Genomic DNA, 20,877 nt, shown 5'->3' with positions numbered 1-20,877 from the left:
CGGCAGGATGGGGAGACATGAAGCTCACGAAGAAGTCCCACGCCTGCGTCCGCCTGGAGAAAGAGGGGCAGACCCTCGTCATCGACCCGGGCGGGTTCTCGGAGGAGGACGCCGCCCTCGGCGCGGACGCGATCCTGGTCACGCACGAGCACCCGGACCACTTCGACGAGTTCCGGCTGCGAGCCGCCATGGAGAACAACCCGGCCGCCCGCATCTGGACGCTGAAGTCGGTCGCCGACCAGGTCGAGGCGGCCTTCCCGGGCCGGGTGCACACCGTCGGGCACGGCGACACCTTCACCGCCGCCGGTTTCGACGTCCAGGTCCACGGCGAGCTGCACGCGGTGATCCACCCGGACATCCCGCGCATCACCAACGTCGGCTACCTGATCGACGGCGGGAAGGTGTTCCACCCCGGCGACGCCCTCACCGTGCCCGGCCAGGCGGTCGAGACGCTGCTCGTGCCGGTGATGGCCCCCTGGAACAAGATCTCCGAGGTGATCGACTACGTCCGCGAGGTGGGCCCGCAGCGCGCGTACGACGTCCACGACGCCCTGCTCACCGACCTCGCCCTGCCGATCTACGAGGGTCACCTCGGCCGCCTGGGCGGCACGGAGCACCAGCGGCTCCACCCCGGGGCGTGGACCGAGGTCTGAGCACGCGGACCGGCGTTGTCGGACCCTCCAGGTAGGTTGTGAGGCATGCGCATCGCTACCTGGAACGTGAACTCGATCACCGCCCGCCTTCCCCGGCTGCTGGCCTGGCTGGAGAGCAGCGGCACCGACGTGCTCTGCCTCCAGGAGGCCAAGGTCGCCGAGGAGCAGTTCCCGTTCGACCAGCTCCGCGAGCTGGGCTACGAGGCCGCGGTCCACGCGACCGGCCGGTGGAACGGCGTGGCGGTGCTCTCCCGCGTCGGCATCGAGGACGTCGTCAAGGGCCTGCCCGGCGACCCGGGCTTCGACGGTGTGACCGAGCCGCGCGCCGTCTCGGCGACCTGCGGCCCGGTCCGCGTCTGGTCGGTGTACGTGCCCAACGGCCGCGAGGTCGGCCACCCGCACTACGCGTACAAGCTCCAGTGGTTCGAGGCGCTGAAGGCCGCCGTGTACGGCGACGCGCAGGGCAGCCGCCCGTTCGCGGTGCTGGGCGACTACAACGTCGCGCCGACGGACGACGACGTCTACGACCCTGCCGCCTTCGAGGGCTCCACCCATGTCACCCCGGCCGAGCGTGCCGCGCTGGCCGCCCTGCGCGAGGCGGGCCTGGACGACGTCGTGCCGCGCCCTCTGAAGTACGACCACCCGTTCACCTACTGGGACTACCGCCAGCTCTGCTTCCCGAAGAACCGGGGCATGCGCATCGACCTGGTGTACGGCAACCAGCCGTTCGCCAAGGCCGTCAAGGATGCCTACGTCGACCGCGAGGAGCGCAAGGGCAAGGGCGCCTCCGACCACGCGCCGGTAGTGGTCGACCTGGACGTGTGATGCCACGCTGGGTCCATGAACCTTCCGTTCCTGGGCCCCCGGCACGCGAAGAAGGCGGAAGAGGCGCTCCGCGCCGACCCCGAGGCGGTCGCCGCGCTGCTCTCCGAGTGCGAGCTGCTGCGCTCGCAGGCGGACCGGGCGGGCGTCCGTCTCGACGACACCCCGGCCTCCCTGGAGGCCCTGGACCAGATGGTCCCGCGCTGGCGGGACGACCCGGAGATCCTGCCCTGGCTGGGCCACGACGCCGGGCTGTACCTGGGCACGGTCGTCGTGCGCACCGTACCCGGCGCCGCCTGGCTGATCCGGCCCGACGGCGAGCCCGTCGTACGCCTCGCCTCCGGCCGTGCGGTGGAGGTGGTGCCGGCCGGGGAGGCGTGGGCGGTGAGCGGGGTTCCCGAGCTGTCCCAGTGGTACGCGGAGATCGCCGAGACCTGACACCCGCTGCCCCGGATGCCCCTGTTGGCGTAAATACGGCTATTGCCCGGAAGGTGCGTGTCGTTCCTCAGCTCCGCTGTCGTCTGGATAGGTTGCGCACCAGGACACAGCCGAGAGTGGGTGGGCCTGCGGATGGCCGTCGATCCGTTGATCGAACTGCGGAACGTCAACAGCACTACGGGGAGCTGCACGTCCTGCGGGACATCGACCTCACCGTCGGCCGGGGGGAGGTGGTCGTGGTCATCGGCCCGTCCGGATCGGGCAAGTCGACACTGTGCAGGACGATCAACCGGCTGGAGACCATCGAGTCCGGCACCATCCTGCTCGACGGGCAGCCGCTGCCCGCGGAGGGCAGGGCCCTCGCCCGGCTGCGCGCCGAGGTCGGCATGGTCTTCCAGTCGTTCAACCTCTTCGCCCACAGGACGGTCCTGCAGAACGTCTCCCTCGCCCAGGTCAAGGTCCGCAGGCGCGGCAAGGGCGACGCCGACCGCCGCTCCCGGGAGCTCCTCGACCGCGTGGGCCTGCTGAACCAGGCCGACAAGTACCCCGCCCAGCTCTCCGGCGGCCAGCAGCAGCGGGTGGCCATCGCCCGCGCGCTCGCCATGGAACCCAGGGCGATGCTCTTCGACGAGCCCACCTCAGCCCTGGACCCGGAGATGATCAACGAGGTGCTGGAGGTCATGCGGCAGCTCGCCCGGGACGGCATGACCATGATCGTCGTCACCCATGAGATGGGCTTCGCCCGTGCCTCCGCCAACCGCGTCGTCTTCATGGCCGACGGCCGGATCGTCGAGGACCGCAGCCCGGACGAGTTCTTCACCAACCCGCGCAGCGACCGCGCCAAGGACTTCCTCTCCAAGATCCTCACGCACTGACCGGGGGAGTGCCAGCCGTGTTCCGTCCCACCCGTGTGCCCCGCGCCCTGTGCGCCCTGCTGGCCGTGCTGGCCGCCGCCTGCGGCAAGGAGGGCAGCCCGCCCGGCAAGGGCCCGGCGCCCGAGAAGCTCCCGCACTACCAGGTGGCCCGGGATTTCCGCCTGCCCGCCTCTTTGACCTGGACCCGGGCGAAGAAGCGCGGTTACGTCGTCGTCGGCGCCAAGGAGGACCAGCCCTACCTCGCCGAGAAGGACCCGGCGACCGGCACCTACTCCGGCTTCGACATCGAGATCGCCAGAATGATGTCCGCCTCCCTCGGCTTCCCGCCGCAGACCGTCCGCTTCCGCACGATCGCCTCCGCCAATCGCGAGACCGCCCTGCAGAACGGCCAGATCGACTACTACGTCGGCACCTACACCATCAACGCGGGCCGCAAGAAGCTCGTCGGCTTCGCCGGCCCCTACTACCTGGCCGGTCAGTCGCTCCTGGTCCGCAGGGACGAGGACGACATCCACGGCCCGCAGGACCTGGCGGGCAAACGCGTCTGCTCGGCGGCCGGTTCCACGCCGTACCAGCGCGTCAAGGCCGACTACCCGCAGGCGGTCCTGGTCGCCTACGACACCTACTCGGTCTGTGTGGACAACCTGCTCACCTACCAGGTCGACGCCGTCACCACCGACGACGCCATCCTGATCGGCTACGCCGCCAAGGCCCCCCGCGAACTCAAGGTCGTCGGCAGGCCGTTCTCCGAGGAGCCGTACGGCATCGGCGTCCCGCACCGCGACAACGCGCTGCGCCTCGCCCTCGACGACGCCCTGGCGGCCCGGGAGAGGAACGGCGACTGGAAGAAGGCGTACGACGCCACGCTCGGCCTGTCCGGCGTGCCCGCACCCAGACCTCCCGCCATCGACCGCTACCCGGCGAGCTGACCGAGGACGGCATGAACGTACTGACCGACAACTTCTCCACCTACGGCGACGGTTTCCTCGGCACGCTCCAGCTGACCGTCTACGCCTCCCTGCTGGCCCTCGCCCTGGGCTTCCTGATGGCGTCCTTCCGGGTCGCCCCCGTCGCCTCGCTGCGGGTCTTCGGCACCGTGTGGGTCACGGTGCTGCGCAACACCCCGCTCACCCTGCTGTTCTTCGCGGTCCTGCTCGGCCTGCCCCGCTTCGGACTGGTCCTGCCCTTCCAGGTGTTCGCCGTCCTCGCCCTCGGCTGCTACACCTCGGCGTTCATCTGCGAGGCGCTGCGCTCCGGCATCAACACCGTGCCCAAGGGGCAAGGGGAGGCGGCCCGCAGCCTCGGGATGACCTTCGGGCAGACCCTGTCGCTGGTGGTGCTGCCGCAGGCGTTCCGGTCCGTGATCCCGCCCGTCGGCTCCACCCTCATCGCGCTCGCCAAGAACTCGGCGATCGCCGGCGCGTTCAGCGTCACCGAACTGCTCGGCACCTACAAGACGCTCAACGAACTCGGCTACGACATCGTCTGGACGTTCGTCTGGATCGCCGCCGGCTATCTCGTCATCACGCTCGCCATCAGCGCCCTGTTCAACGTGCTGGAGCGGACCTGGGGAGTGGTCCGATGACCGAGGCCACCGCGCTCTACGACGTCCCGGGCCCGCGCACCCGCCGCCGGCACGCCCTCTACGCCGTCCTGTCCACCGTCGTCATCCTCGCGCTCCTCGTCTGGATCCTGTACCTCCTCTTCGCCACCGGCCAGTTCACCTCCACCAAGTGGATGCCCTTCGCGTACGAAGGCATCCAGGAACTGCTGCTGCGCGGACTCGGCAACACCCTCAAGGCGTTCGCCCTCGCGGCCGTCCTCTCCCTCGCCCTCGGCGGGCTGCTGGCCACCGGCCGGCTGTCGGACCACCGGCCGGTGCGCCTGCTCGCCACGGTCGTCGTGGAGTTCTTCCGCGCGATGCCCGTCCTGGTGATGATCTTCTTCATCTTCGTGGCGCTGAAGGTGCAGCCGCTGCCCGCGCTGGTCACCGGGCTCACCCTCTACAACGGCTCGGTGCTCGCCGAGGTCCTCCGCTCGGGCGTGAACGCCGTCGAACGCGGCCAGGGCGAGGCCGCGTTCGCGCTCGGCATGCGCAAGACCCAGGTCATGGCGCACGTCCTCGTCCCGCAGGCGGTGCGTGCCATGCTGCCCGCCGTCATCAGCCAGCTGGTGGTCGCCCTGAAGGACACCTCCCTGGGCTTTCTCATCACCTACGAGGAGTTCCTCCACGCGGGGAAGCTCATCGCCTCCAACCTGGACTACGATTTGCCGTTCATCCCTGTGGTGATGGTGATCTCGCCGATCTACATCGGGATGTGCATGCTGCTCTCCTGGTTCGCCGACCGGGTGTCCCGGCGGGAGCGGCGCAGCCCCAGGACCAAGGGGGTGGCGGTCGCCGCTCCCGGGCCGGGGGCGCTGCTGCCGGGTGGGGTGCCCCCCACGGCCCCGAAGGCATGAGGGGGGCGGCAGTTCAACGGGCCAGGCTCGTCCGGCGGCAGCCGGAGATCACTGCTCGCCGAGCGGGACGGACACGTACGACGGGTCGTCCGAGGGCGAGGAGAAGGTCAGCTGCGCGCCGGACGGGTTGTGCTCGGCGTAGAGCGGGTCGACCGTGTCGACCACCAGCGCGAGGCGGTGCCCGGCGGGGACGTCGTAGGCCGTGGAGAACAGGTCCAGGTCGACGGCGAACGGCTCGCCGGGCGTCCGCCCGTGCCAGGTGAAGGGCGCGTGCGTGACGAGCTTGCCGATGCCGAGCGGGCCCACGTCGTACAGGTAGGCGATGAGCGTGCCGCTCTCGCGGGTCGGGGTGAGCGTGGTGTGCAGGGTGGCCGTGCCGCGCACCCGCTGCGCGGCGCCGTACCGCTCCGACTGCCACACGGCCGCCCAGCGGCGCGGCAGCAGCGGCAGGGAGGCGGTGGGCGGCAGCTGGGCGACCTGGTCCAGGATGCTGGAGAGGAAGACGATCCCGCCGTCCGCGCTGGAGTCGACGTTCGCGTGGATGGTGGGCGAGCCGGTGAGTGCGAGCTTGCGCCGGGTCGCGGTGACCGACTTCCAGTCCGGGTAGCCCTCGTACTCCCCCGCGCCACGGGACTTCAGCCGGACCGGCTGCTCGCGGGCGACGCCGTTGTCGGCGCCCGCGAGGTAGTGGTCGAACCAGCGCCGGGTGTCCGTCCACACGTCGTTGGGCAGCCCGAACAGACCGGTGAGCTCGGGTGTCGCGTGGTCGCCGGGGCGCAGTTCCAGCCGCTTGGGGACGGTCAGCCTCTCGTAGAAGGAGGCGTACTGGTTCGCCGGGAACACCGTGTCGCCCCAGGCGTTGGCCAGCATCACCGCGGCGCCGTTCTTGTTGAGCTGGTCCACATAGGTCGTGGCGGAACGTTTCCTCCCCCAGTCGATCATCTCCTGTTCCTTCGACAGGTTCGACGAGTACAGGTTGTCGAAGATGGCGCGCAGTTCGGGGCTCTCGCGGCCGGTGAGGGTGGCCGCGCCGTCCAGCACGGCCGCCGCCTGGAGGTGCTGGGTGCGGCCCGAGTAGATGGAGTCGATCAGGTCGGCCCACCCGCTGAGCGCGGCCACGGCCTTGACCCGCTTGTCGCGGGCGGCGGTGAGCAGGCTGATCCCGGCGCCGTACGACACCCCGGCCATGCCGATGTGCTCCGGGTCGGCCGGGGTGTGGGCGAGGGCCCAGTCGATCACCTTGGAGGCGTCCGCTGTGTCGGGCGGACCGGCCACTTCTATCCGGCCGCCGGACTGCCAGAATCCGCGCACGTTGTAGGTGAGCACCACATAGCCGGAGTCGGCCAGCTTCTGGGCCTGGGCCAGGTACTCCACCTGGGGCAGGCCCCAGCTCGTGGGCAGCACGATGAGCGGATAGCGGCGTGAGCCGTCGGCGCCCCCGGGCGTGAGGACGTTGGCCTTCAGTACGGTGCCGCCGTCGCCGGTGATGTCGACGAACCGGACGCTCGGGGCGGCCTCGGCGGCCGGCGCAAGTCCGACGGCGGAGCCGGCGAGCAGGGCCGCCGAGACGGCTCCGGCGGCGGAGGCGCGCAGCGCGGTGCGACCGTGTCCCATGGGTCACTCCTTCACTCGTGTCCGTGCAAAGTGACCTGACGGTAACCGCGCCCTCTTACCGCAAGTAACCCGTCGGTAAGTTACGTGCGGGTAAAGATTGTTGAAGCGTCACTCGGCGGTGGCGGGGGCGGGCTCCGGCAGCGGTGTCCGCGCCGCGCGCGTCACGTCCGCGACCAGCTCGACCACATCCGGGCCGTACGCCTGGGAGTTGACCACCTTCAGCAGCAACACGAACGAGCCGCCGCCGTACTTGCGGGCCAGCCGCTCGTGATGGCGGGCGAGATAGCGGGTGGCCGCCTGGTTGGTGATCGCCCGCTGGCCGCAGAAGAGGAACACCGGGCGGGTGTCCCGGCCGCCGTCCGCGGTGAGCCGGGCGAGCAGCACGTACTCGCTGCGGCCGCCGTCCATGCGGTACTCCTCGCCACCGATCCGGAAGGCGCCGACGTCCGGGCCCGTCGCGGCCTCCGCGTTCATCCGCACCCCGGGCAGCAGGGAGGACAGGTGGGCCTCCATCCGGCGGTTGGAGGCGGGACCGCCGAGGCAGAACTCCGTGCGCTCGCCGAACCCCTGCTGGGCGGCGTCGTGCGCCACCACCCGCGCGTGCGCGTTGCAGTCCTTGATGAGGGCCGACAGTTCCAGCAGGGCGAACACGTCGTGCCGCATCACCGACAGCTCCGGCCCGCCCGCGTTGCGGTTGACCACCAGCAGCGACTCGGCATGGTCCGGCAGCCCGAAGAAGGCCTGCTTGCGGCGCAGCCGGCGCTTCCACAGGTACGTCCGGGCGGCCCAGCCCAGCGCGGCCGAGACCCCCGCGGCTATCACCCCGAGGACGATGTTGCGCACGTCGTCGTTCATGGCCGCGCATGGTAGCGGGCCCGGGCGACGGCCACGGTGCGCAGGCGTACTGTCGGTAGTACCGGTCATCCGGTTACGCTGCGCGGACTTGTCCCGACGGGAGGTACGGATGGGTCGTCCAGGCACGCGGAAACTGGCGGTTCTGGCGGTCTCGGCCGCCGTGGTGTCGGTGGGGGCGGCGGCGCCACCCGGTGCGACGGCGAACAGGACGCCCGCGAAGGTCCCGGTGGCCGTCGGCTACGGCGGTGCCGTCGCCAGCGTCGACGCCGACGCCTCCGCCGCCGGCATCGAAGTGCTCAAGCACGGCGGCAACGCGGTGGACGCGGCCGTCGCCACCGCCGCCGCGCTCGGCGTCACCGAGCCCTACTCGGCCGGAATCGGCGGAGGCGGCTACTTCGTCTACTACGACGCCAAGTCCCGCACGGTGCACACCGTCGACGGGCGCGAGACCGCGCCGCTGAGCGCCGACGCCGACCTGTTCACGGAGAACGGCAAGCCGCTCGCCTTCGCCGACGCCGTCAGCAGCGGGCTGAGCGTCGGCACCCCGGGCACGCCCGCCACCTGGCAGAAGGCGCTGGACCAGTGGGGCAGCAAGCGGCTCGGCACGCTGCTGAAGCCCGCCGAGCGCCTGGCCCGCGACGGCTTCACGGTGGACGACACCTTCCGGGCGCAGACCGCGTCCAACGAGACCCGGTTCCGCTACTTCCCGGACACCGCCGAGCTGTTCCTGCCGAACGGCCGGCTGCCCGTCGTCGGTTCCACGTTCAAGAACCCCGAACTCGCCCGCACCTACGAGCAACTGGGCCGGCAGGGCATCGGCGCGGTCTACCGCGGCGACATCGGCGACGACATCGTCAAGACGGTCGAACACCCGCCCGTGGACCCCGCCTCCGGCTGGAACGCCCGCCCCGGCAAGCTGGCCGAGAAGGACTTCGCCGTCTACCGCGCCAAGCTCCAGGCGCCCACCAGGACGTGGTACCGCGGCCTGAACGTGTACTCCATCGCCCCCTCCTCCTCCGGCGGCACCACGGTCGGCGAGGCGCTCAACATCCTTCAGAACACCGACCTGTCCAAGGCGAGCGAGGTGCAGTACCTGCACCACTTCATCGAGGCCAGCCGGATCGCCTTCGCCGACCGCGGCCGCTGGGTCGGCGACCCCGCCTTCGAGGACGTGCCGACGAAGGAGCTGCTGTCCCAGCGGTACGCCGACTCCCGTGCCTGCCTGATCAAGGACGACGCGGTCCTCACCAGCCCGCTCGCGCCCGGCGACCCCCGGCACCCGGCACCCTGCGGCCAGGGCGGTACGGCGGCCCCGACGACGTACGAGGGGGAGAACACCACCCACCTCACCGTGGCCGACAAGTGGGGCAACGTCGTCGCCTACACGCTCACCATCGAGCAGACCGGTGGCAGCGGCATCACCGTCCCGGGCCGGGGCTTCCTGCTCAACAACGAGCTGACCGACTTCTCCTTCGCCCCGGCCAACCCGGCCGTGCACGACCCGAACCTGCCCGGCCCGGGCAAGCGCCCGCGCTCCTCGATCTCCCCGACGATCGTCCTGGACCGGCACAACAGGCCGGTCGTGGCGCTCGGTTCACCCGGCGGCGCGACCATCGTCACCACCGTGCTGCAGACGCTCACCGGATTCCTGGACCGAAAACTGCCCCTGGTGGACGCGATCGCCGCACCCCGCGCCAGCCAGCGCAACGCGGCCCGGACCGAGCTGGAACCCGGGCTCTACGACAGCGACCTGCGCAGGCAACTGGAGGCCATCGGGCACTCCTTCAGCCTCAACCCGGAGATCGGCGCGGCCACGGGCGTGCAGCGGCTGCCGGGCGGCAAGTGGCTGGCCGCCGCCGAGAAGGTACGGCGCGGCGGCGGTTCGGCGATGGTGGTGGACCCGACGCGCTGACGGCCGGGGCCGCCCGACTCAGAGTTCGGGCGCGGGCGGCCGGTCCGCTTCCGTGCGGAAGTCCAGCCGCCCGTCCCGCGCGTCCACCGTCACCCGGCTGCCCTCGGAGATCGTGCCGTCGAGCAGCAGCCGGGACAGCTGGTTGTCCACCTCCCGCTGGATGGTGCGGCGCAGTGGCCGGGCGCCGTACTCCGGCTGGTAGCCGCGCTCGGCGAGCCAGTCGACGGCCGCGCTCGTGAACTCGACCGAGACGCCCTGCCCGTCCATCAGCCGCCGGGTGGTCTCCAGCAGCAGATCGGTGATCTGCCGCAGCTGCTCGCCCGTCAACTGCCGGAACACCACGATCTCGTCGATCCGGTTCAGGAACTCCGGCCGGAAGTGCTCGCGCAGCGGCCGCAGGATCTGCTCGCGCCGCGCCTCCTCGTCGGCGTCCGCGCCACCCGGCCCGAACCCGATCCCGGCACCGCGCCGGGTGATCGCCTCCGAGCCGAGGTTGCTGGTCATCACGATGACCGTGTTGGTGAAGTCCACGGTCCGGCCCTGCGAGTCGGTGAGCCGGCCGTCGTCGAGCACCTGGAGCAGGATGTTGAAGACGTCCGGGTGCGCCTTCTCCACCTCGTCGAGCAGCAGCAGCGAGTACGGGTGCCGGCGCACCACCTCGGTGAGCTGACCGGCCTCCTCGTGGCCGACGTACCCGGGCGGGGCGCCCACCAGCCGGGAGACGGTGTGCCGCTCCTGGTACTCGCTCATGTCCAGCCGGACCATCCGGTCCTCGCTGCCGAACAGCGCCTCCGCCAGCGCCCGCGCCAGCTCGGTCTTGCCGACGCCGGTCGGGCCGAGGAAGAGGAAGCTGCCGATGGGCCGGTTCGGGCTGGCCAGCCCCGCGCGGGAGCGCAGCACCGCCTCGGACACCACGGCGACCGCCTCCTCCTGGCCCACCACCCGCTGGTGCAGGTGCTGCTCCAGGGCGAGCAGCCGCTCCTTCTCCTCCTGGGTCAGCCGGCTGACCGGAATGCCGGTCTGCCGGGACACCACCTCGGCGATGGCCTCCGCCGTCACCTCCAGGTCCTGGCCCTCGTCGGCCTTGTCCCCGCCGGTCACCTGGGCGATCCGCTGCTTCAGCTCACCGATCCGGTCGCGCAGCTGCTTCGCCTGCTCGTAGTCCTCGTCCGCGACCGCCTGGTCCTTGTCCCGGACCAGCTGCTCGATCTCGCGCTCCATCGCGCGCACGTCCGTGCCCTTGGTCCGGGCACCGAGCCGGACCCGCGCGCCCGCCTGGTCGATCAGGTCGATCGCCTTGTCCGGCAGCCGCCGGTCGGTGAGGTACCGGTCCGACAGCTCCACGGCGGCGACCAGCGCCTCGTCGGAGTAGCGGACCTGGTGGTGGGCCTCGTACCGGTCCCGCAGCCCGCGCAGGATCTCGATCGTGTCCTCGGCCGTCGGCTCGGGCACCAGCACCGGCTGGAAGCGGCGGGCCAGCGCCGCGTCCTTCTCGATCCGGCGGAACTCCTCCAGCGTGGTCGCGCCCACGATGTGCAGCTCGCCGCGGGCCAGCGCCGGCTTGAGGATGTTCCCGGCGTCCAGCGCGCCGCCCTCGCCGCCGGAGCCCGCGCCCACGACGGTGTGCAGCTCGTCGATGAACACGATCAGCCGGTCGGAGTGGGCGCGGATCTCCTCCACGATGGTGTTGAGGCGTTCCTCGAAGTCGCCGCGGTATCGGGTGCCGGCCACCACCCCGGTGAGGTCCAGGGCGACCACCCGGCGGCCCGCCAGCACGTCCGGGACCTCCCCGTCCGCGATCCGCTGGGCCAGGCCCTCCACGATCGCCGTCTTGCCGACGCCCGCGTCACCGATGAGCACCGGGTTGTTCTTGCCGCGCCGCGACAGCACCTCGATGGTCTGCTCGATCTCCGTCTCCCGGCCGATCACCGGGTCGATCCGGCCCTGCCGGGCCATGTCGGTCAGATCACGGCCGTACTTGTCCAGGGTCGGCGTGCCGGTGGGCCGCTGGCGCTGCCGCTCCGGGCGGGGCGGCGCGCTCTCCGGGGCCTCCGGCGGCAGGCCGCCCGCCGAGAACCGGGCCGCGTGCAGGATGTGCCCGGCCGCCGAGTCGGGATTCGCCGCCAGCGCGCTCAGCACGTGCTCCGGGCCGATGTACCCGGCGCCGCTCGCCCGCGCCATGTCGTGCGCGTCCAGCAGGGCGCGCTTGACCGCCGGGGTCAGCGACAGCGAGGTCGGCGGCGGTGCCTCGCCCGGCGGGTGCTGGACCGGGCCCGCCCGGTCGTCGATCTCGTGCGCGAGCGAGTCAGGGTCCGCGCCCGCCCGGCTCAGCAGGCTCCGGGTGGGCTCCGACGACACGGCCGCGCGCAGCAGGTGCTGGGTGTCCAGATCCCGGCTGCCGTGCTCGGCCGCGTACTGGGCGGCTCCTCTGACCAGCTCCCGGGCCGGCTGGCTGAGCAGGCGGCCGATGTCGATGTGGCGGGGCCCGGGGGCACCGGCACCGCCCGTGCCGCCGAAGAAGCGGGCCAGGAATTCACCGAAGGGGTCAGGAGGGTAGCCGTTGGTCATCGCGTGGGTTCCTTCGCTGACGACATGCGGAGCGGCCGGGTAACCCGGGGGCGGGTTGCTCATGCCCACGATGACACGATCCGTGGGGGTGGGCATGTTCGCCCAGTGGGGTGGGGGCCGGTCCGGGACGGCGGCCGCGCGAGCGTCGTGGTGGCCCGCGACCGCGAAGCGGAGCCGCACGCCGTGCACGGCCCCGCGCCTCTCCGGTGACTTCTCGTGCCGTCACGCCTCGGGGCCGGTTCTCCGTGACCGCCGTGCCAATTACCATACCGGTATTTGAATGGGGGAAGGGTGTGGGGTGGTATTAGAATGGGCCGCATGGTGCGCACCCCCCTCACCCCCGAAGAGCGTGAACGCGGCGAACGGCTCGGGCAGTTGCTGCGGACCGCGCGCGGCGACCGGAGCATGGTCGAGGTCGCCGCCGAGGCGGGCGTGTCGGCCGAGACGCTGCGCAAGATCGAGACGGGGCGGGCGCCGACGCCGGCGTTCTTCACCGTGGCCGCGCTGGCCCGCGTCCTCGGCCTGTCCATGGACGACCTGGTCGCCCGGTGTGCCCTGGTGGCCGTCTGAGGGGCCCGTGCGACGGGGTCGGACGCGCAACGGTCAAGATCCCGCAATGAGCGGTCCGCGTGCTGCCGGAAAACTCTCTGTAGCAAGCCCGTAACACGACTGGTGTTGCCTACCCGGACGAAAGTGCCGGCGGTCGGGCGGGAGCTGGACGATGGCTGTGGATCGACTCTCCGGTCGGGTACGGGAGTTCGCGAGCTACCTGGACGCTCTGCTGGCGCGCCTCGATCCGCGCGGCGGCTGGAACGGGGTCTTCTGGCAGCGGGACCCCGACGGCATGCGCGCCTGCCTGGACGGACGGGAAGTACCGCCGTGGGACGTGGTGGAGGCGCTGCTGGAGGACCTCGGCGCGCTGTACGGCCCCGCCGCCGCGGGGGCCGAGCGGGAACGGGCCCGCGCCCTGCACGCCGCCGCGGTCACCGCGTACGACGCCCGGCCCGGCGCCCGGGACGCCCTGGCCGACCGGCTCGACGTCATGCTCCGCGAGCAGCGGTACGCCGCGGAACGTCATGCCGGACTGAGCCGCCGGCTGTCCACGCCGGTCCCCGGGGACCAGGCCGACGCCCTCCGGCTCGACCTCGCCTGGGCCCACGACGACCACACCCGCGCCACGTCCCGCTGCGCGGAGCTCCGCGCCCGTTTGGAGGCGCTGGACCGGCGCACGGGCTCCGGGGGAGGGAGCGCGGCCGGGGGCTTGCGCGGGGCTGGGGAGTCGGGTGCCGGGCGGGGCGTAGGTGGGGAGTCGGGTGCCGGGTTGCCCGTGGGCCGTCCTCACGTCGCCGCCCCTGACGCCGCCGTCCGTCCTTCCCGCGCCGTTCCGCCCGCGGCTCCCCGTCCCCGGGCCGCAGTGGCCCCCCGAGGAGGCCCGCCACGGCGTCGTGCCGCCCGCTTCGGCCCCCTGGGCGCCCGCTCCTGACGTGCCCCCTGCACCGGCCCCCGGCGCAGGTGCCGGTGCCCGAGACGGAGGTTCCTCCTTGCCGGGTGCCTCGGCGCTCGTCTCGCCCGGCGCCACCCCCTCGCACACCCGCACCTCCGCCGGCCCCGTCCCCCGCCCCCCGAACCCCGCAAACGCCGCCGTGGCAGTGCCCGGTTCGCCGGGGTCGTCGAGGACGAGGAGGCCTCGCCCGTCGTCGTACCGCAGGCTTCCGGGGGTGTCGGGGCGGACGGCGGGGCGCGGTCACCGCGAGGGGCCAGGTTCGCCGGAGTCGGGGAGGTGGCGGAACCACCGGTGCCGGACGGAGCGGTCGTGGACGAGGGTGCCCGGGAGGCCGTCGACGGGGTCGTCGGGCGGCTGGCGCGGTTGCGGGCCGAGGGGCGGAGCGGTGAGGCCCACGTGGTGCTGGTCGAGGCCGCGCGGTGGCCCGTGGGCCGGCTGCCGCTGCTCGCGGACGCCCTGCACCGGGCCGGGCTCGGCGCCGACTGGGCCACGCTGCTGTGGGAGGCCGCCGCGCTGCCCGCCGAGCGGCTAGTCGCCGCCGCCGACGCGCTCACCGCGGCCGGCCGGGACGGCGACGGCCGGCAACTGCTGCGGCAGGGCGTGGCCCGGCCGGCGGAGCACATCGGCGCGGCCGTGCTGCGGCTGGAGGACGAGGGCAGACGGCGGGAGGCGCGGACCCTGCTCGACGCCCACGTGCGCGTCCGCACCGCCGAGGAGGCCGCCCGGTGTGTCGCCGCCGACCCCGGGCGCCTGGTGCCCCTGCTGCTGGAGGCCGCGCTCGCCGTCTCCGACGAACGGCACTGGGACCTCGTGCACGCCCTGCGTGTCGCCGGGTACCACGCGTGACGGGTCCGGGTGGGTAGTGTCCTGATGTGTCACGATCCGCGCCCCGGGCCGGGCCGGCGGCTCACCCGCAGGGGTGCGAATCGAGATCCACTCAGCGGGTTAACGGCGATGGTCTTGGCAAGGGCCGCGCGGAGGCTTACTTTCGTCCCTCTACGGCCTGCTCTACGGGCGTAGAGGCTCTGACGTCGTGTCGAAGGAGCAGCTCATGACCAACGTCGTCCGCGCCGCTCTGGTCCAGGCCACCTGGACCGGCGACACCGAGTCCATGGTCGCGAAACACGAGGAGCACGCCCGCGAGGCGGCCCGCCGGGGCGCGCGGGTCATCGGGTTCCAGGAAGTCTTCAACGCCCCCTACTTCTGCCAGGTCCAGGAGCCGGAGCACTACCGCTGGGCCGAGCCCGTGCCCGACGGCCCGACCGTGCGCCGGATGCGGGAGCTGGCGCGCGAGACCGGCATGGTGATCGTCGTCCCGGTCTTCGAGGTCGAGCAGTCCGGCTTCTACTACAACACCGCCGCCGTGATCGACGCCGACGGCACCTACCTCGGCAAGTACCGCAAGCACCACATCCCGCAGGTCAAGGGCTTCTGGGAGAAGTACTACTTCAAGCCCGGCAACCTCGGCTGGCCCGTCTTCGACACCGCCGTCGGCAAGGTCGGCGTCTACATCTGCTACGACCGCCACTTCCCCGAAGGCTGGCGGCAACTCGGGCTCAACGGCGCCCAGTTGGTCTACAACCCGTCCGCCACCCACCGGGGCCTGTCCGCCTACCTGTGGCAGCTGGAGCAGCCCGCCGCGGCCGTCGCCAACGAGTACTTCATCGCCGCCATCAACCGGGTCGGGCAGGAGGAGTACGGCGACAACGACTTCTACGGGACGTCGTACTTCGTCGATCCGCGCGGCCGGTTCGTGGGTGAGGTCGCGAGCGACAAGAGCGAGGAACTCCTCGTGCGCGACCTGGACTTCGACCTCATCGAGGAAGTGCGGCGGCAGTGGGCCTTCTACCGCGACCGCCGTCCCGACGCCTACGAAGGGCTGGTGCAGCCGTGACCGACCTCTACTCCCGCCACCGCAGAGTCCTGCCCGACTGGCTCGCCCTCTACTACGACGACCCGATCGAGATCAGCCATGGCGAGGGGCGCCACGTCTGGGACACCGCCGGCCGGCGGTACCTGGACTTCTTCGGCGGCATCCTGACCACGCTGACCGCGCACGCGCTGCCCGAGGTGACCAAGGCGGTCAGCGAGCAGGCCGGCCGGATCATCCACTCCTCCACCCTCTACCTCAACCGGCCGATGGTGGAACTCGCCGAGCGGGTCGCCCAGTTGAGCGGCATCCCGGACGCCCGGGTGTTCTTCACGACCTCCGGCACCGAGGCCAACGACACCGCCCTGCTGCTCGCCACCACCTACCGGCGCAGCAACACCGTCCTCGCCATGCGGAACAGCTACCACGGCCGGTCCTTCAGCGCGATCGGCGTCACCGGCAACCGCGGCTGGTCCCCGACCTCCCTCTCCCCGCTGCAGACCCTGTACGTCCACGGCGGCGTACGGACCCGGGGGCCGTTCGCCCACCTCGACGATCGGGCGTTCATCGACGCCTGTGTCGCCGACCTGAAGGACGTCCTCGGCCACACCCGGCCGCCGGCCGCGCTGATCGCCGAACCCGTCCAGGGCGTCGGCGGGTTCACCTCCCCGCCGGACAGCCTCTACGCCGCCTTCCGGGAGGTGCTGAAGGAGCACGGCGTCCTGTGGATCGCCGACGAGGTCCAGACCGGCTGGGGCCGCACCGGCGACCACTTCTGGGGCTGGCAGGCGCACGCCCGCAGCGGCCCGCCGGACATCGTCACCTTCGCCAAGGGGATCGGCAACGGCATGTCCATCGGCGGGGTCATCGCCCGCTCCGAGATCATGAACTGCCTGGACGCCAACAGCATCTCCACCTTCGGCGGCACCCAGATCACCATGGCCGCCGGCCTCGCCAACCTCACCTACCTGCTCGAACACGACCTCCAGGGCAACGCCCGGCGCGTCGGCGGCCTGCTCATCGAGCGGCTGCGGACGGTCGGCGCGCAGCTGCCCGGGGTGCGGGAGGTCCGCGGACGCGGGCTGATGATCGGTGTCGAGCTGGTCCGACCGGGCACGGACGAGGCCGACCCGCAGGCCGTCGCAGCGGTGCTGGAGGCGGCCCGGGAGGGCGGGCTGCTCCTCGGCAAGGGCGGCGGGCACAACACCAGCGCCCTGCGGATCAGCCCGCCGCTGTCGCTGACCGTCGCCGAGGCCGAGGAGGGCGCGGCGATCCTGGAACAGGCACTGAGGAGCACGTACTAGAGAACAGGTGTACCGCCATGAGCATCACCTCGGAGTCCCGGCACGTGCTCGAACCCGCCCTCTCCGTGCGCCAGGTGCTGACCCTGGAGCGCGTGCTCGCCGGGGAGCCCGAGGTGGTGGCCGGCGCCGCACAGCTCGACCGGCCGGTGCGCTGGGTGCACGTCGCCGAGGCCGCCGACGTCGGCGTCATGCTCAGCGGCGGGGAGATGGTCCTCACCACCGGTGTGCTGCTCGCCGGGGACGAGGCCCGGCAGGCCGAGTACGTCCGGTCCCTGCACCGGGCGGAGGCGGCGGCCGTCGTCCTCGGTCTCGGCAGGGCCTTCCCCGCGCCGCCCGAGGTGATGCGCCGGGCCGCCGAGCGGTGCGGGCTGCCCATGGTCGTACTGCACCGGCCGTTCCCCTTCGCCGAGCTCACGGAGGAGGTGCAGTCCCGGCTCGTGCGGCGCAAGTTCGCCGCGATCAGCCTGTCGGAGAGCGTACGCACCGCCCTCACCGGGCTGATCACGGCCGGCGCGCCGCTGCAACGGCTGCTCGACGAGGTCGCCCGGCACGGCGGCTGCCCGGTCGTCGTCACCAACCTCGCCCACCGCGTCCTCGGCACGGCGGGGGAGCGGTCCGCGGTGGACGACGTCCTGCGCGACTGGGAGCGGATCGCCCGGCAGGCCGGCGGCACCGCCGGCGACGGCTGGATCCGCGCCGAGCTGGGCGGACGCGGGGAACGGTGGGGCCGGCTGCTGCTGTGCGGCTACCGGGGCGACGCGGCCACCGGACGGCTGCTCGCGGACCGGGCCGCCGAGGCCCTGGTGCTGCACCGGATGCTCGGCGGCTCCCCCGTGCACAGCTGGGAGGAGCAGTCCGCGCAGAGCCTGCTGACCGACCTCGTCTCCGGGGTCGTACCGGCCCGGCAGCTCCTGCCGCGGGCCCGGGCGGCCGGGCTGCCGGTCAACCGGCGGACCTTCGTCCCGCTCGTCGTCCAGGGCCGCACACCCGACCAACTCGACCGGGTGCTGCGCCTGCTGGGGCTGCCCGGCCTCGTCGCAGAGCTCGCCGCCGGCACCGCCACCGTGCTGCTCAGCCTCGCCCGCGACCAGGACGCCGACGCCCTCACCCTCCACTTCGCGACCCGGCTGCGCGCGGCGTCCCCGGCCGTGGTCGCCGCCGCCGGTCCGCGCACCGCGTGGGACGACGTGCCCGCCGGGCTGCGCGAGGCGCGGCACGTCGCCGACGCCGTTGCCGGCTCCTCGGCCGCCCTCGACCTGCCGGCCGTCGTCCGCCTCAAGGACGTCCATCTGCGCGGGCTGATCCGCCTGCTGCGCGACGACCCGCAGGTGCAGTCCTTCGCCGAGCGCGAGCTGGACGGGCTGCTGTGCGACGCCGAACCGGAACTGCTGAACGTCCTGCGGACCTATCTCGCGACGGGCCGCAACAAGTCCCGCACCGCCCAGCTCCACCATGTCTCCCGGCCGGCCCTCTACCGCCGCCTGGAGGCCATACAGGCCCGCCTCGGCGTCGACCTGGACGACTTCGAACAAGCGGCCTCCGTGCACATCGCGCTCCTCGCGCATGACGCGCAACAGGAGTGAAACATGCGACGACCTGCGACAACGGCGGTGAAACATGGGACCGCGCACGCGTGACACGGTGGCACGCCGACCGCCCGCGGACGTGACACGCTGCCCGTCGAACCGGCCCTCCGGGCTTCCTACGCTCACCGCACACCGAGCTAACCGGAGGTCCCGATGAGCCGAGTGATCCGTGCCGCCCTCTTCCAGACCGCCTGGACCGGCGACAAGGAGTCCATGATCCAGGTGCACGAGCAGGCGGCCCGCGACGCCGCCGCGCAGGGCGCCCAAGTCCTCTGCTTCCAGGAGCTGTTCTACGGCCCCTACTTCTGCCAGGTCCAGGACAAGGCGTTCTACGAGTACGCCGAGCGGATCCCCGAGGGCCCGACCGTGCAGCGCTTCCAGGCCCTCGCCCGCGAGCTGGGCATCGTCCTGGTCCTGCCCATGTACGAGGAGGAGCAGCCGGGCGTCCTGTACAACACGGCCGCCGTGATCGACGCGGACGGCTCCTACCTCGGCAAGTACCGCAAGACCCACATCCCGCAGGTCCAGGGGTTCTGGGAGAAGTTCTACTTCCGCCCCGGCAACAGCGGCTGGCCCGTCTTCGACACCGCCGCCGGCCGGATCGGCGTGTACATCTGCTACGACCGCCACTTCCCGGAGGGCTGGCGGGCGCTCGGCCTCGCCGGCGCCGAGATCGTCTTCAACCCGTCGGCCACCTCGCGCGGCCTGTCCCGCTACCTCTGGCAGCTGGAGCAGCCGGCGGCGGCCGTCGCCAACGAGTACTTCGTCGGCGCGATCAACCGGGTCGGCGTGGAGGACCTGGGCGACAACGACTTCTACGGCACCACCTACTTCGTGGACCCGGAGGCCCAGTTCGTCGGCGAGGTCGCGAGCGACAAGGAGACCGAACTCGTCGTCCGCGACCTGGACCTGGCGGGGCTCCGCGAGGTCCGCGACCGCTGGCAGTTCTACCGCGACCGGGCGCCGGGGGCCTACGGACCGCTGACGGCGCCCTGACGGCAACGTTGACAGAAGGAGCAGCATGAGCAGCCGTACCGTCATCCACGGTGGCCTAGTCATCACCGCGTCCGACGAGATCCACGCCGACGTCCTCATCGAGGACTCCCGCATCGCCGCGCTCGCCACGCCCGGCTCACAGAGCTGGAGCGCGGACCGCACGATCGACGCCACCGGGAAGTACGTCATCCCGGGCGGCGTCGACGCCCACACCCACATGGAGTTGCCGTTCGGCGGCACCTTCGCCTCCGACACCTTCGAGACCGGCACCCGGGCCGCCGCCTGGGGCGGTACGACCACCATCGTGGACTTCGCGGTGCAGAGCGTCGGCCGCACCCTGCGCGAGGGCCTGGACACCTGGCACGCCAAGGCCGAGGGCAACTGCGCGATCGACTACGCCTTCCACATGATCGTCTCCGATGTGAACCCCGAGACGCTCAAGGAGATGGACCTGCTCATCGAGGAGGGGGTCACCAGCTTCAAGCAGTTCATGGCCTACCCCGGGGTCTTCTACAGCGACGACGGGCAGATCCTGCGCGCCATGCAGCGTTCCGCCGAGAACGGCGGGCTGATCATGATGCACGCCGAGAACGGCATCGCCATCGACGTGCTGGTCGAGCAGGCGCTCGCCCGGGGCGAGACCGATCCCCGCCACCACGGCGAGGTGCGCAAGGCCCTGCTGGAGGCGGAGGCCACCCACCGGGCCATCAAGCTCGCCCAGGTGGCCGGCGCGCCCCTGTACGTCGTGCACGTCTCCGCCATGGAGGCCGTGGCCGAGCTGTCGCGGGCGCGCGACGAGGGGCTGAACGTCTTCGGCGAGACCTGCCCGCAGTACCTGTTCCTGTCCACCGACAACCTGGCCGAGCCGGACTTCGAGGGCGCCAAGTACGTGTGCAGCACGCCCCTCAGGCCGAAGGAGCACCAGGCCAGGCTGTGGCAGGGCCTGAGGACCAACGACCTCCAGGTCGTCTCCACCGACCACTGCCCCTTCTGCTTCACCGGCCAGAAGGAACTGGGCCGCGGTGACTTCTCCAAGATCCCCAACGGACTGCCGGGCGTGGAGAACCGCATGGACCTGCTCCACCAGGCGGTCGTGGACGGACACATCTCCCGTCGCCGCTGGATCGAGATCGCCTGCGCCGCCCCGGCCCGGATGTTCGGCCTGTACCCGAAGAAGGGAACCATCACCCCGGGCGCCGACGCGGACGTCGTCATCTACGATCCGCACGCCGAACAGGTGATGTCCGCCGAGACCCACCACATGAACGTCGACTACTCGGCGTACGAGGGCAAGCGCGTCACCGGCCGCGTCGAGACGGTCCTGTCACGCGGCGAAGTCGTCATCGACCAGCGGGAGTACACCGGACGCGCCGGGCACGGCGTCTTCACCCCGCGCTCCACCTGTCAGTACCTCACCTAG

The 20,877-nt window shown here is 72.0% G+C and carries 19 protein-coding genes; 16 read left to right on the top strand and 3 right to left on the bottom strand.

The features are described from left to right. The first annotated feature begins 17 nt into the window (after window positions 1–17). The 7 genes from C3492_RS22020 (at window position 18) to C3492_RS21990 (ending at window position 5,248) form a co-directional block, all read left to right on the top strand. A complete protein-coding gene (locus C3492_RS22020; protein ID WP_103813477.1) occupies window positions 18–653 on the top strand; it encodes an MBL fold metallo-hydrolase in 636 nt (211 codons plus the stop codon). 45 nt (window positions 654–698) lie between these two features. Beyond that, window positions 699–1,478: an exodeoxyribonuclease III gene (locus tag C3492_RS22015; protein ID WP_103813476.1), complete on the top strand. Its 780-nt coding sequence runs from the start codon at window positions 699–701 to the stop codon at window positions 1,476–1,478. A gap of 15 nt (window positions 1,479–1,493) precedes the next feature. Further along, window positions 1,494–1,913, top strand: coding sequence for a DUF6278 family protein (locus tag C3492_RS22010; protein ID WP_103813475.1), 420 nt, complete (start codon window positions 1,494–1,496; stop codon window positions 1,911–1,913). 185 nt (window positions 1,914–2,098) lie between these two features. Continuing rightward, window positions 2,099–2,788 carry an amino acid ABC transporter ATP-binding protein gene (locus C3492_RS22005; RefSeq protein WP_374938358.1) on the top strand — a complete coding sequence of 230 codons (690 nt, stop codon included), beginning with the start codon at window positions 2,099–2,101 and terminating at the stop codon, window positions 2,786–2,788. 17 nt (window positions 2,789–2,805) lie between these two features. Continuing rightward, window positions 2,806–3,717, top strand: a complete 912-nt coding sequence (locus C3492_RS22000) for a glutamate ABC transporter substrate-binding protein (RefSeq protein WP_103813473.1) — start codon at window positions 2,806–2,808, stop codon at window positions 3,715–3,717. A gap of 11 nt (window positions 3,718–3,728) precedes the next feature. Further along, entirely contained in the window at window positions 3,729–4,373 is a 645-nt protein-coding gene (locus C3492_RS21995; RefSeq protein WP_103813472.1) for an amino acid ABC transporter permease, read from the top strand. Further along, entirely contained in the window at window positions 4,370–5,248 is an 879-nt protein-coding gene (locus tag C3492_RS21990) for an amino acid ABC transporter permease (protein WP_103813471.1), read from the top strand. The genes C3492_RS21995 and C3492_RS21990 overlap by 4 nt, the downstream gene beginning before the upstream one ends. A gap of 48 nt (window positions 5,249–5,296) precedes the next feature. Here C3492_RS21990 and C3492_RS21985 read toward each other — a convergent pair whose 3' ends face one another. Together C3492_RS21985 and C3492_RS21980 are read right to left on the bottom strand one after the other, a co-directional pair. Next, window positions 5,297–6,862: a CocE/NonD family hydrolase gene (locus tag C3492_RS21985; RefSeq protein WP_103813470.1), complete on the bottom strand. Its 1,566-nt coding sequence runs from the start codon at window positions 6,860–6,862 to the stop codon at window positions 5,297–5,299. A 108-nt stretch (window positions 6,863–6,970) separates the two neighbouring features. After that, window positions 6,971–7,717, bottom strand: a complete 747-nt coding sequence (locus C3492_RS21980) for a hypothetical protein (RefSeq protein ID WP_103813469.1) — start codon at window positions 7,715–7,717, stop codon at window positions 6,971–6,973. A gap of 109 nt (window positions 7,718–7,826) precedes the next feature. Between C3492_RS21980 and ggt the strand changes: the two genes are divergently transcribed. Next, a complete protein-coding gene (gene ggt, locus C3492_RS21975; protein WP_103813468.1) occupies window positions 7,827–9,629 on the top strand; it encodes a gamma-glutamyltransferase in 1,803 nt (600 codons plus the stop codon). A gap of 18 nt (window positions 9,630–9,647) precedes the next feature. On the opposite strand, the gene C3492_RS21970 is transcribed toward ggt, so the two are convergent. Then, window positions 9,648–12,197, bottom strand: a complete 2,550-nt coding sequence (locus C3492_RS21970) for an ATP-dependent Clp protease ATP-binding subunit (RefSeq protein ID WP_103813502.1) — start codon at window positions 12,195–12,197, stop codon at window positions 9,648–9,650. 318 nt (window positions 12,198–12,515) lie between these two features. On the opposite strand from C3492_RS21970, the gene C3492_RS21965 reads away from it, so the two are divergent. From C3492_RS21965 to hydA, 8 genes are all read left to right on the top strand, one after another. Beyond that, window positions 12,516–12,767 carry a helix-turn-helix domain-containing protein gene (locus C3492_RS21965; protein WP_103813501.1) on the top strand — a complete coding sequence of 84 codons (252 nt, stop codon included), beginning with the start codon at window positions 12,516–12,518 and terminating at the stop codon, window positions 12,765–12,767. Between the two features lie 151 nt (window positions 12,768–12,918). Next, window positions 12,919–13,680 (top strand): hypothetical protein, encoded by a 762-nt coding sequence (locus tag C3492_RS46930; protein WP_258055813.1) that lies wholly within the window; start codon window positions 12,919–12,921, stop codon window positions 13,678–13,680. A gap of 297 nt (window positions 13,681–13,977) precedes the next feature. Next, window positions 13,978–14,547 carry a hypothetical protein gene (locus C3492_RS46925; protein WP_258055812.1) on the top strand — a complete coding sequence of 190 codons (570 nt, stop codon included), beginning with the start codon at window positions 13,978–13,980 and terminating at the stop codon, window positions 14,545–14,547. A gap of 205 nt (window positions 14,548–14,752) precedes the next feature. Then, the gene (locus C3492_RS21955) at window positions 14,753–15,595 is read left to right on the top strand and encodes a nitrilase-related carbon-nitrogen hydrolase (protein WP_103813467.1); all 843 of its coding nucleotides are present in this window, start codon (window positions 14,753–14,755) and stop codon (window positions 15,593–15,595) included. Continuing rightward, entirely contained in the window at window positions 15,592–16,875 is a 1,284-nt protein-coding gene (locus tag C3492_RS21950) for an aspartate aminotransferase family protein (RefSeq protein WP_103813466.1), read from the top strand. The genes C3492_RS21955 and C3492_RS21950 overlap by 4 nt, the downstream gene beginning before the upstream one ends. A 17-nt stretch (window positions 16,876–16,892) precedes the next feature. Further along, complete coding sequence (locus C3492_RS21945; RefSeq protein WP_103813465.1) at window positions 16,893–18,458, top strand: PucR family transcriptional regulator; 1,566 nt, start codon at window positions 16,893–16,895, stop codon at window positions 18,456–18,458. A 156-nt stretch (window positions 18,459–18,614) separates the two neighbouring features. After that, window positions 18,615–19,457, top strand: a complete 843-nt coding sequence (locus C3492_RS21940; protein ID WP_103813464.1) for a nitrilase-related carbon-nitrogen hydrolase — start codon at window positions 18,615–18,617, stop codon at window positions 19,455–19,457. 25 nt (window positions 19,458–19,482) lie between these two features. Further along, complete coding sequence (gene hydA, locus C3492_RS21935) at window positions 19,483–20,877, top strand: dihydropyrimidinase (RefSeq protein WP_103813463.1); 1,395 nt, start codon at window positions 19,483–19,485, stop codon at window positions 20,875–20,877.

The organism is Streptomyces sp. Ru62 (assembly GCF_002920615.1).
Taxonomy (GTDB): domain Bacteria; phylum Actinomycetota; class Actinomycetes; order Streptomycetales; family Streptomycetaceae; genus Streptomyces.
This window is presented reverse-complemented; position numbering and strand designations above follow the sequence as displayed.

What these genes read in the sequence shown, in the direction of transcription:
- C3492_RS46930 (WP_258055813.1), top strand. Translation starts at nt 12,919, where the DNA reads ATGGCTGTGGATCGACTCTCCGGTCGGGTACGGGAGTTCGCGAGCTAC.
- hydA (WP_103813463.1), top strand. Translation starts at nt 19,483, where the DNA reads ATGAGCAGCCGTACCGTCATCCACGGTGGCCTAGTCATCACCGCGTCC.
- C3492_RS22015 (WP_103813476.1), top strand. Translation starts at nt 699, where the DNA reads ATGCGCATCGCTACCTGGAACGTGAACTCGATCACCGCCCGCCTTCCC.
- C3492_RS21970 (WP_103813502.1), bottom strand. Translation starts at nt 12,197, where the DNA reads ATGACCAACGGCTACCCTCCTGACCCCTTCGGTGAATTCCTGGCCCGC.
- C3492_RS21955 (WP_103813467.1), top strand. Translation starts at nt 14,753, where the DNA reads ATGACCAACGTCGTCCGCGCCGCTCTGGTCCAGGCCACCTGGACCGGC.
- C3492_RS21985 (WP_103813470.1), bottom strand. Translation starts at nt 6,862, where the DNA reads ATGGGACACGGTCGCACCGCGCTGCGCGCCTCCGCCGCCGGAGCCGTC.
- C3492_RS21995 (WP_103813472.1), top strand. Translation starts at nt 3,729, where the DNA reads ATGAACGTACTGACCGACAACTTCTCCACCTACGGCGACGGTTTCCTC.
- C3492_RS21940 (WP_103813464.1), top strand. Translation starts at nt 18,615, where the DNA reads ATGAGCCGAGTGATCCGTGCCGCCCTCTTCCAGACCGCCTGGACCGGC.
- C3492_RS21965 (WP_103813501.1), top strand. Translation starts at nt 12,516, where the DNA reads ATGGTGCGCACCCCCCTCACCCCCGAAGAGCGTGAACGCGGCGAACGG.
- C3492_RS21990 (WP_103813471.1), top strand. Translation starts at nt 4,370, where the DNA reads ATGACCGAGGCCACCGCGCTCTACGACGTCCCGGGCCCGCGCACCCGC.
- C3492_RS22010 (WP_103813475.1), top strand. Translation starts at nt 1,494, where the DNA reads ATGAACCTTCCGTTCCTGGGCCCCCGGCACGCGAAGAAGGCGGAAGAG.
- ggt (WP_103813468.1), top strand. Translation starts at nt 7,827, where the DNA reads ATGGGTCGTCCAGGCACGCGGAAACTGGCGGTTCTGGCGGTCTCGGCC.
- C3492_RS22020 (WP_103813477.1), top strand. Translation starts at nt 18, where the DNA reads ATGAAGCTCACGAAGAAGTCCCACGCCTGCGTCCGCCTGGAGAAAGAG.
- C3492_RS21980 (WP_103813469.1), bottom strand. Translation starts at nt 7,717, where the DNA reads ATGAACGACGACGTGCGCAACATCGTCCTCGGGGTGATAGCCGCGGGG.
- C3492_RS21945 (WP_103813465.1), top strand. Translation starts at nt 16,893, where the DNA reads ATGAGCATCACCTCGGAGTCCCGGCACGTGCTCGAACCCGCCCTCTCC.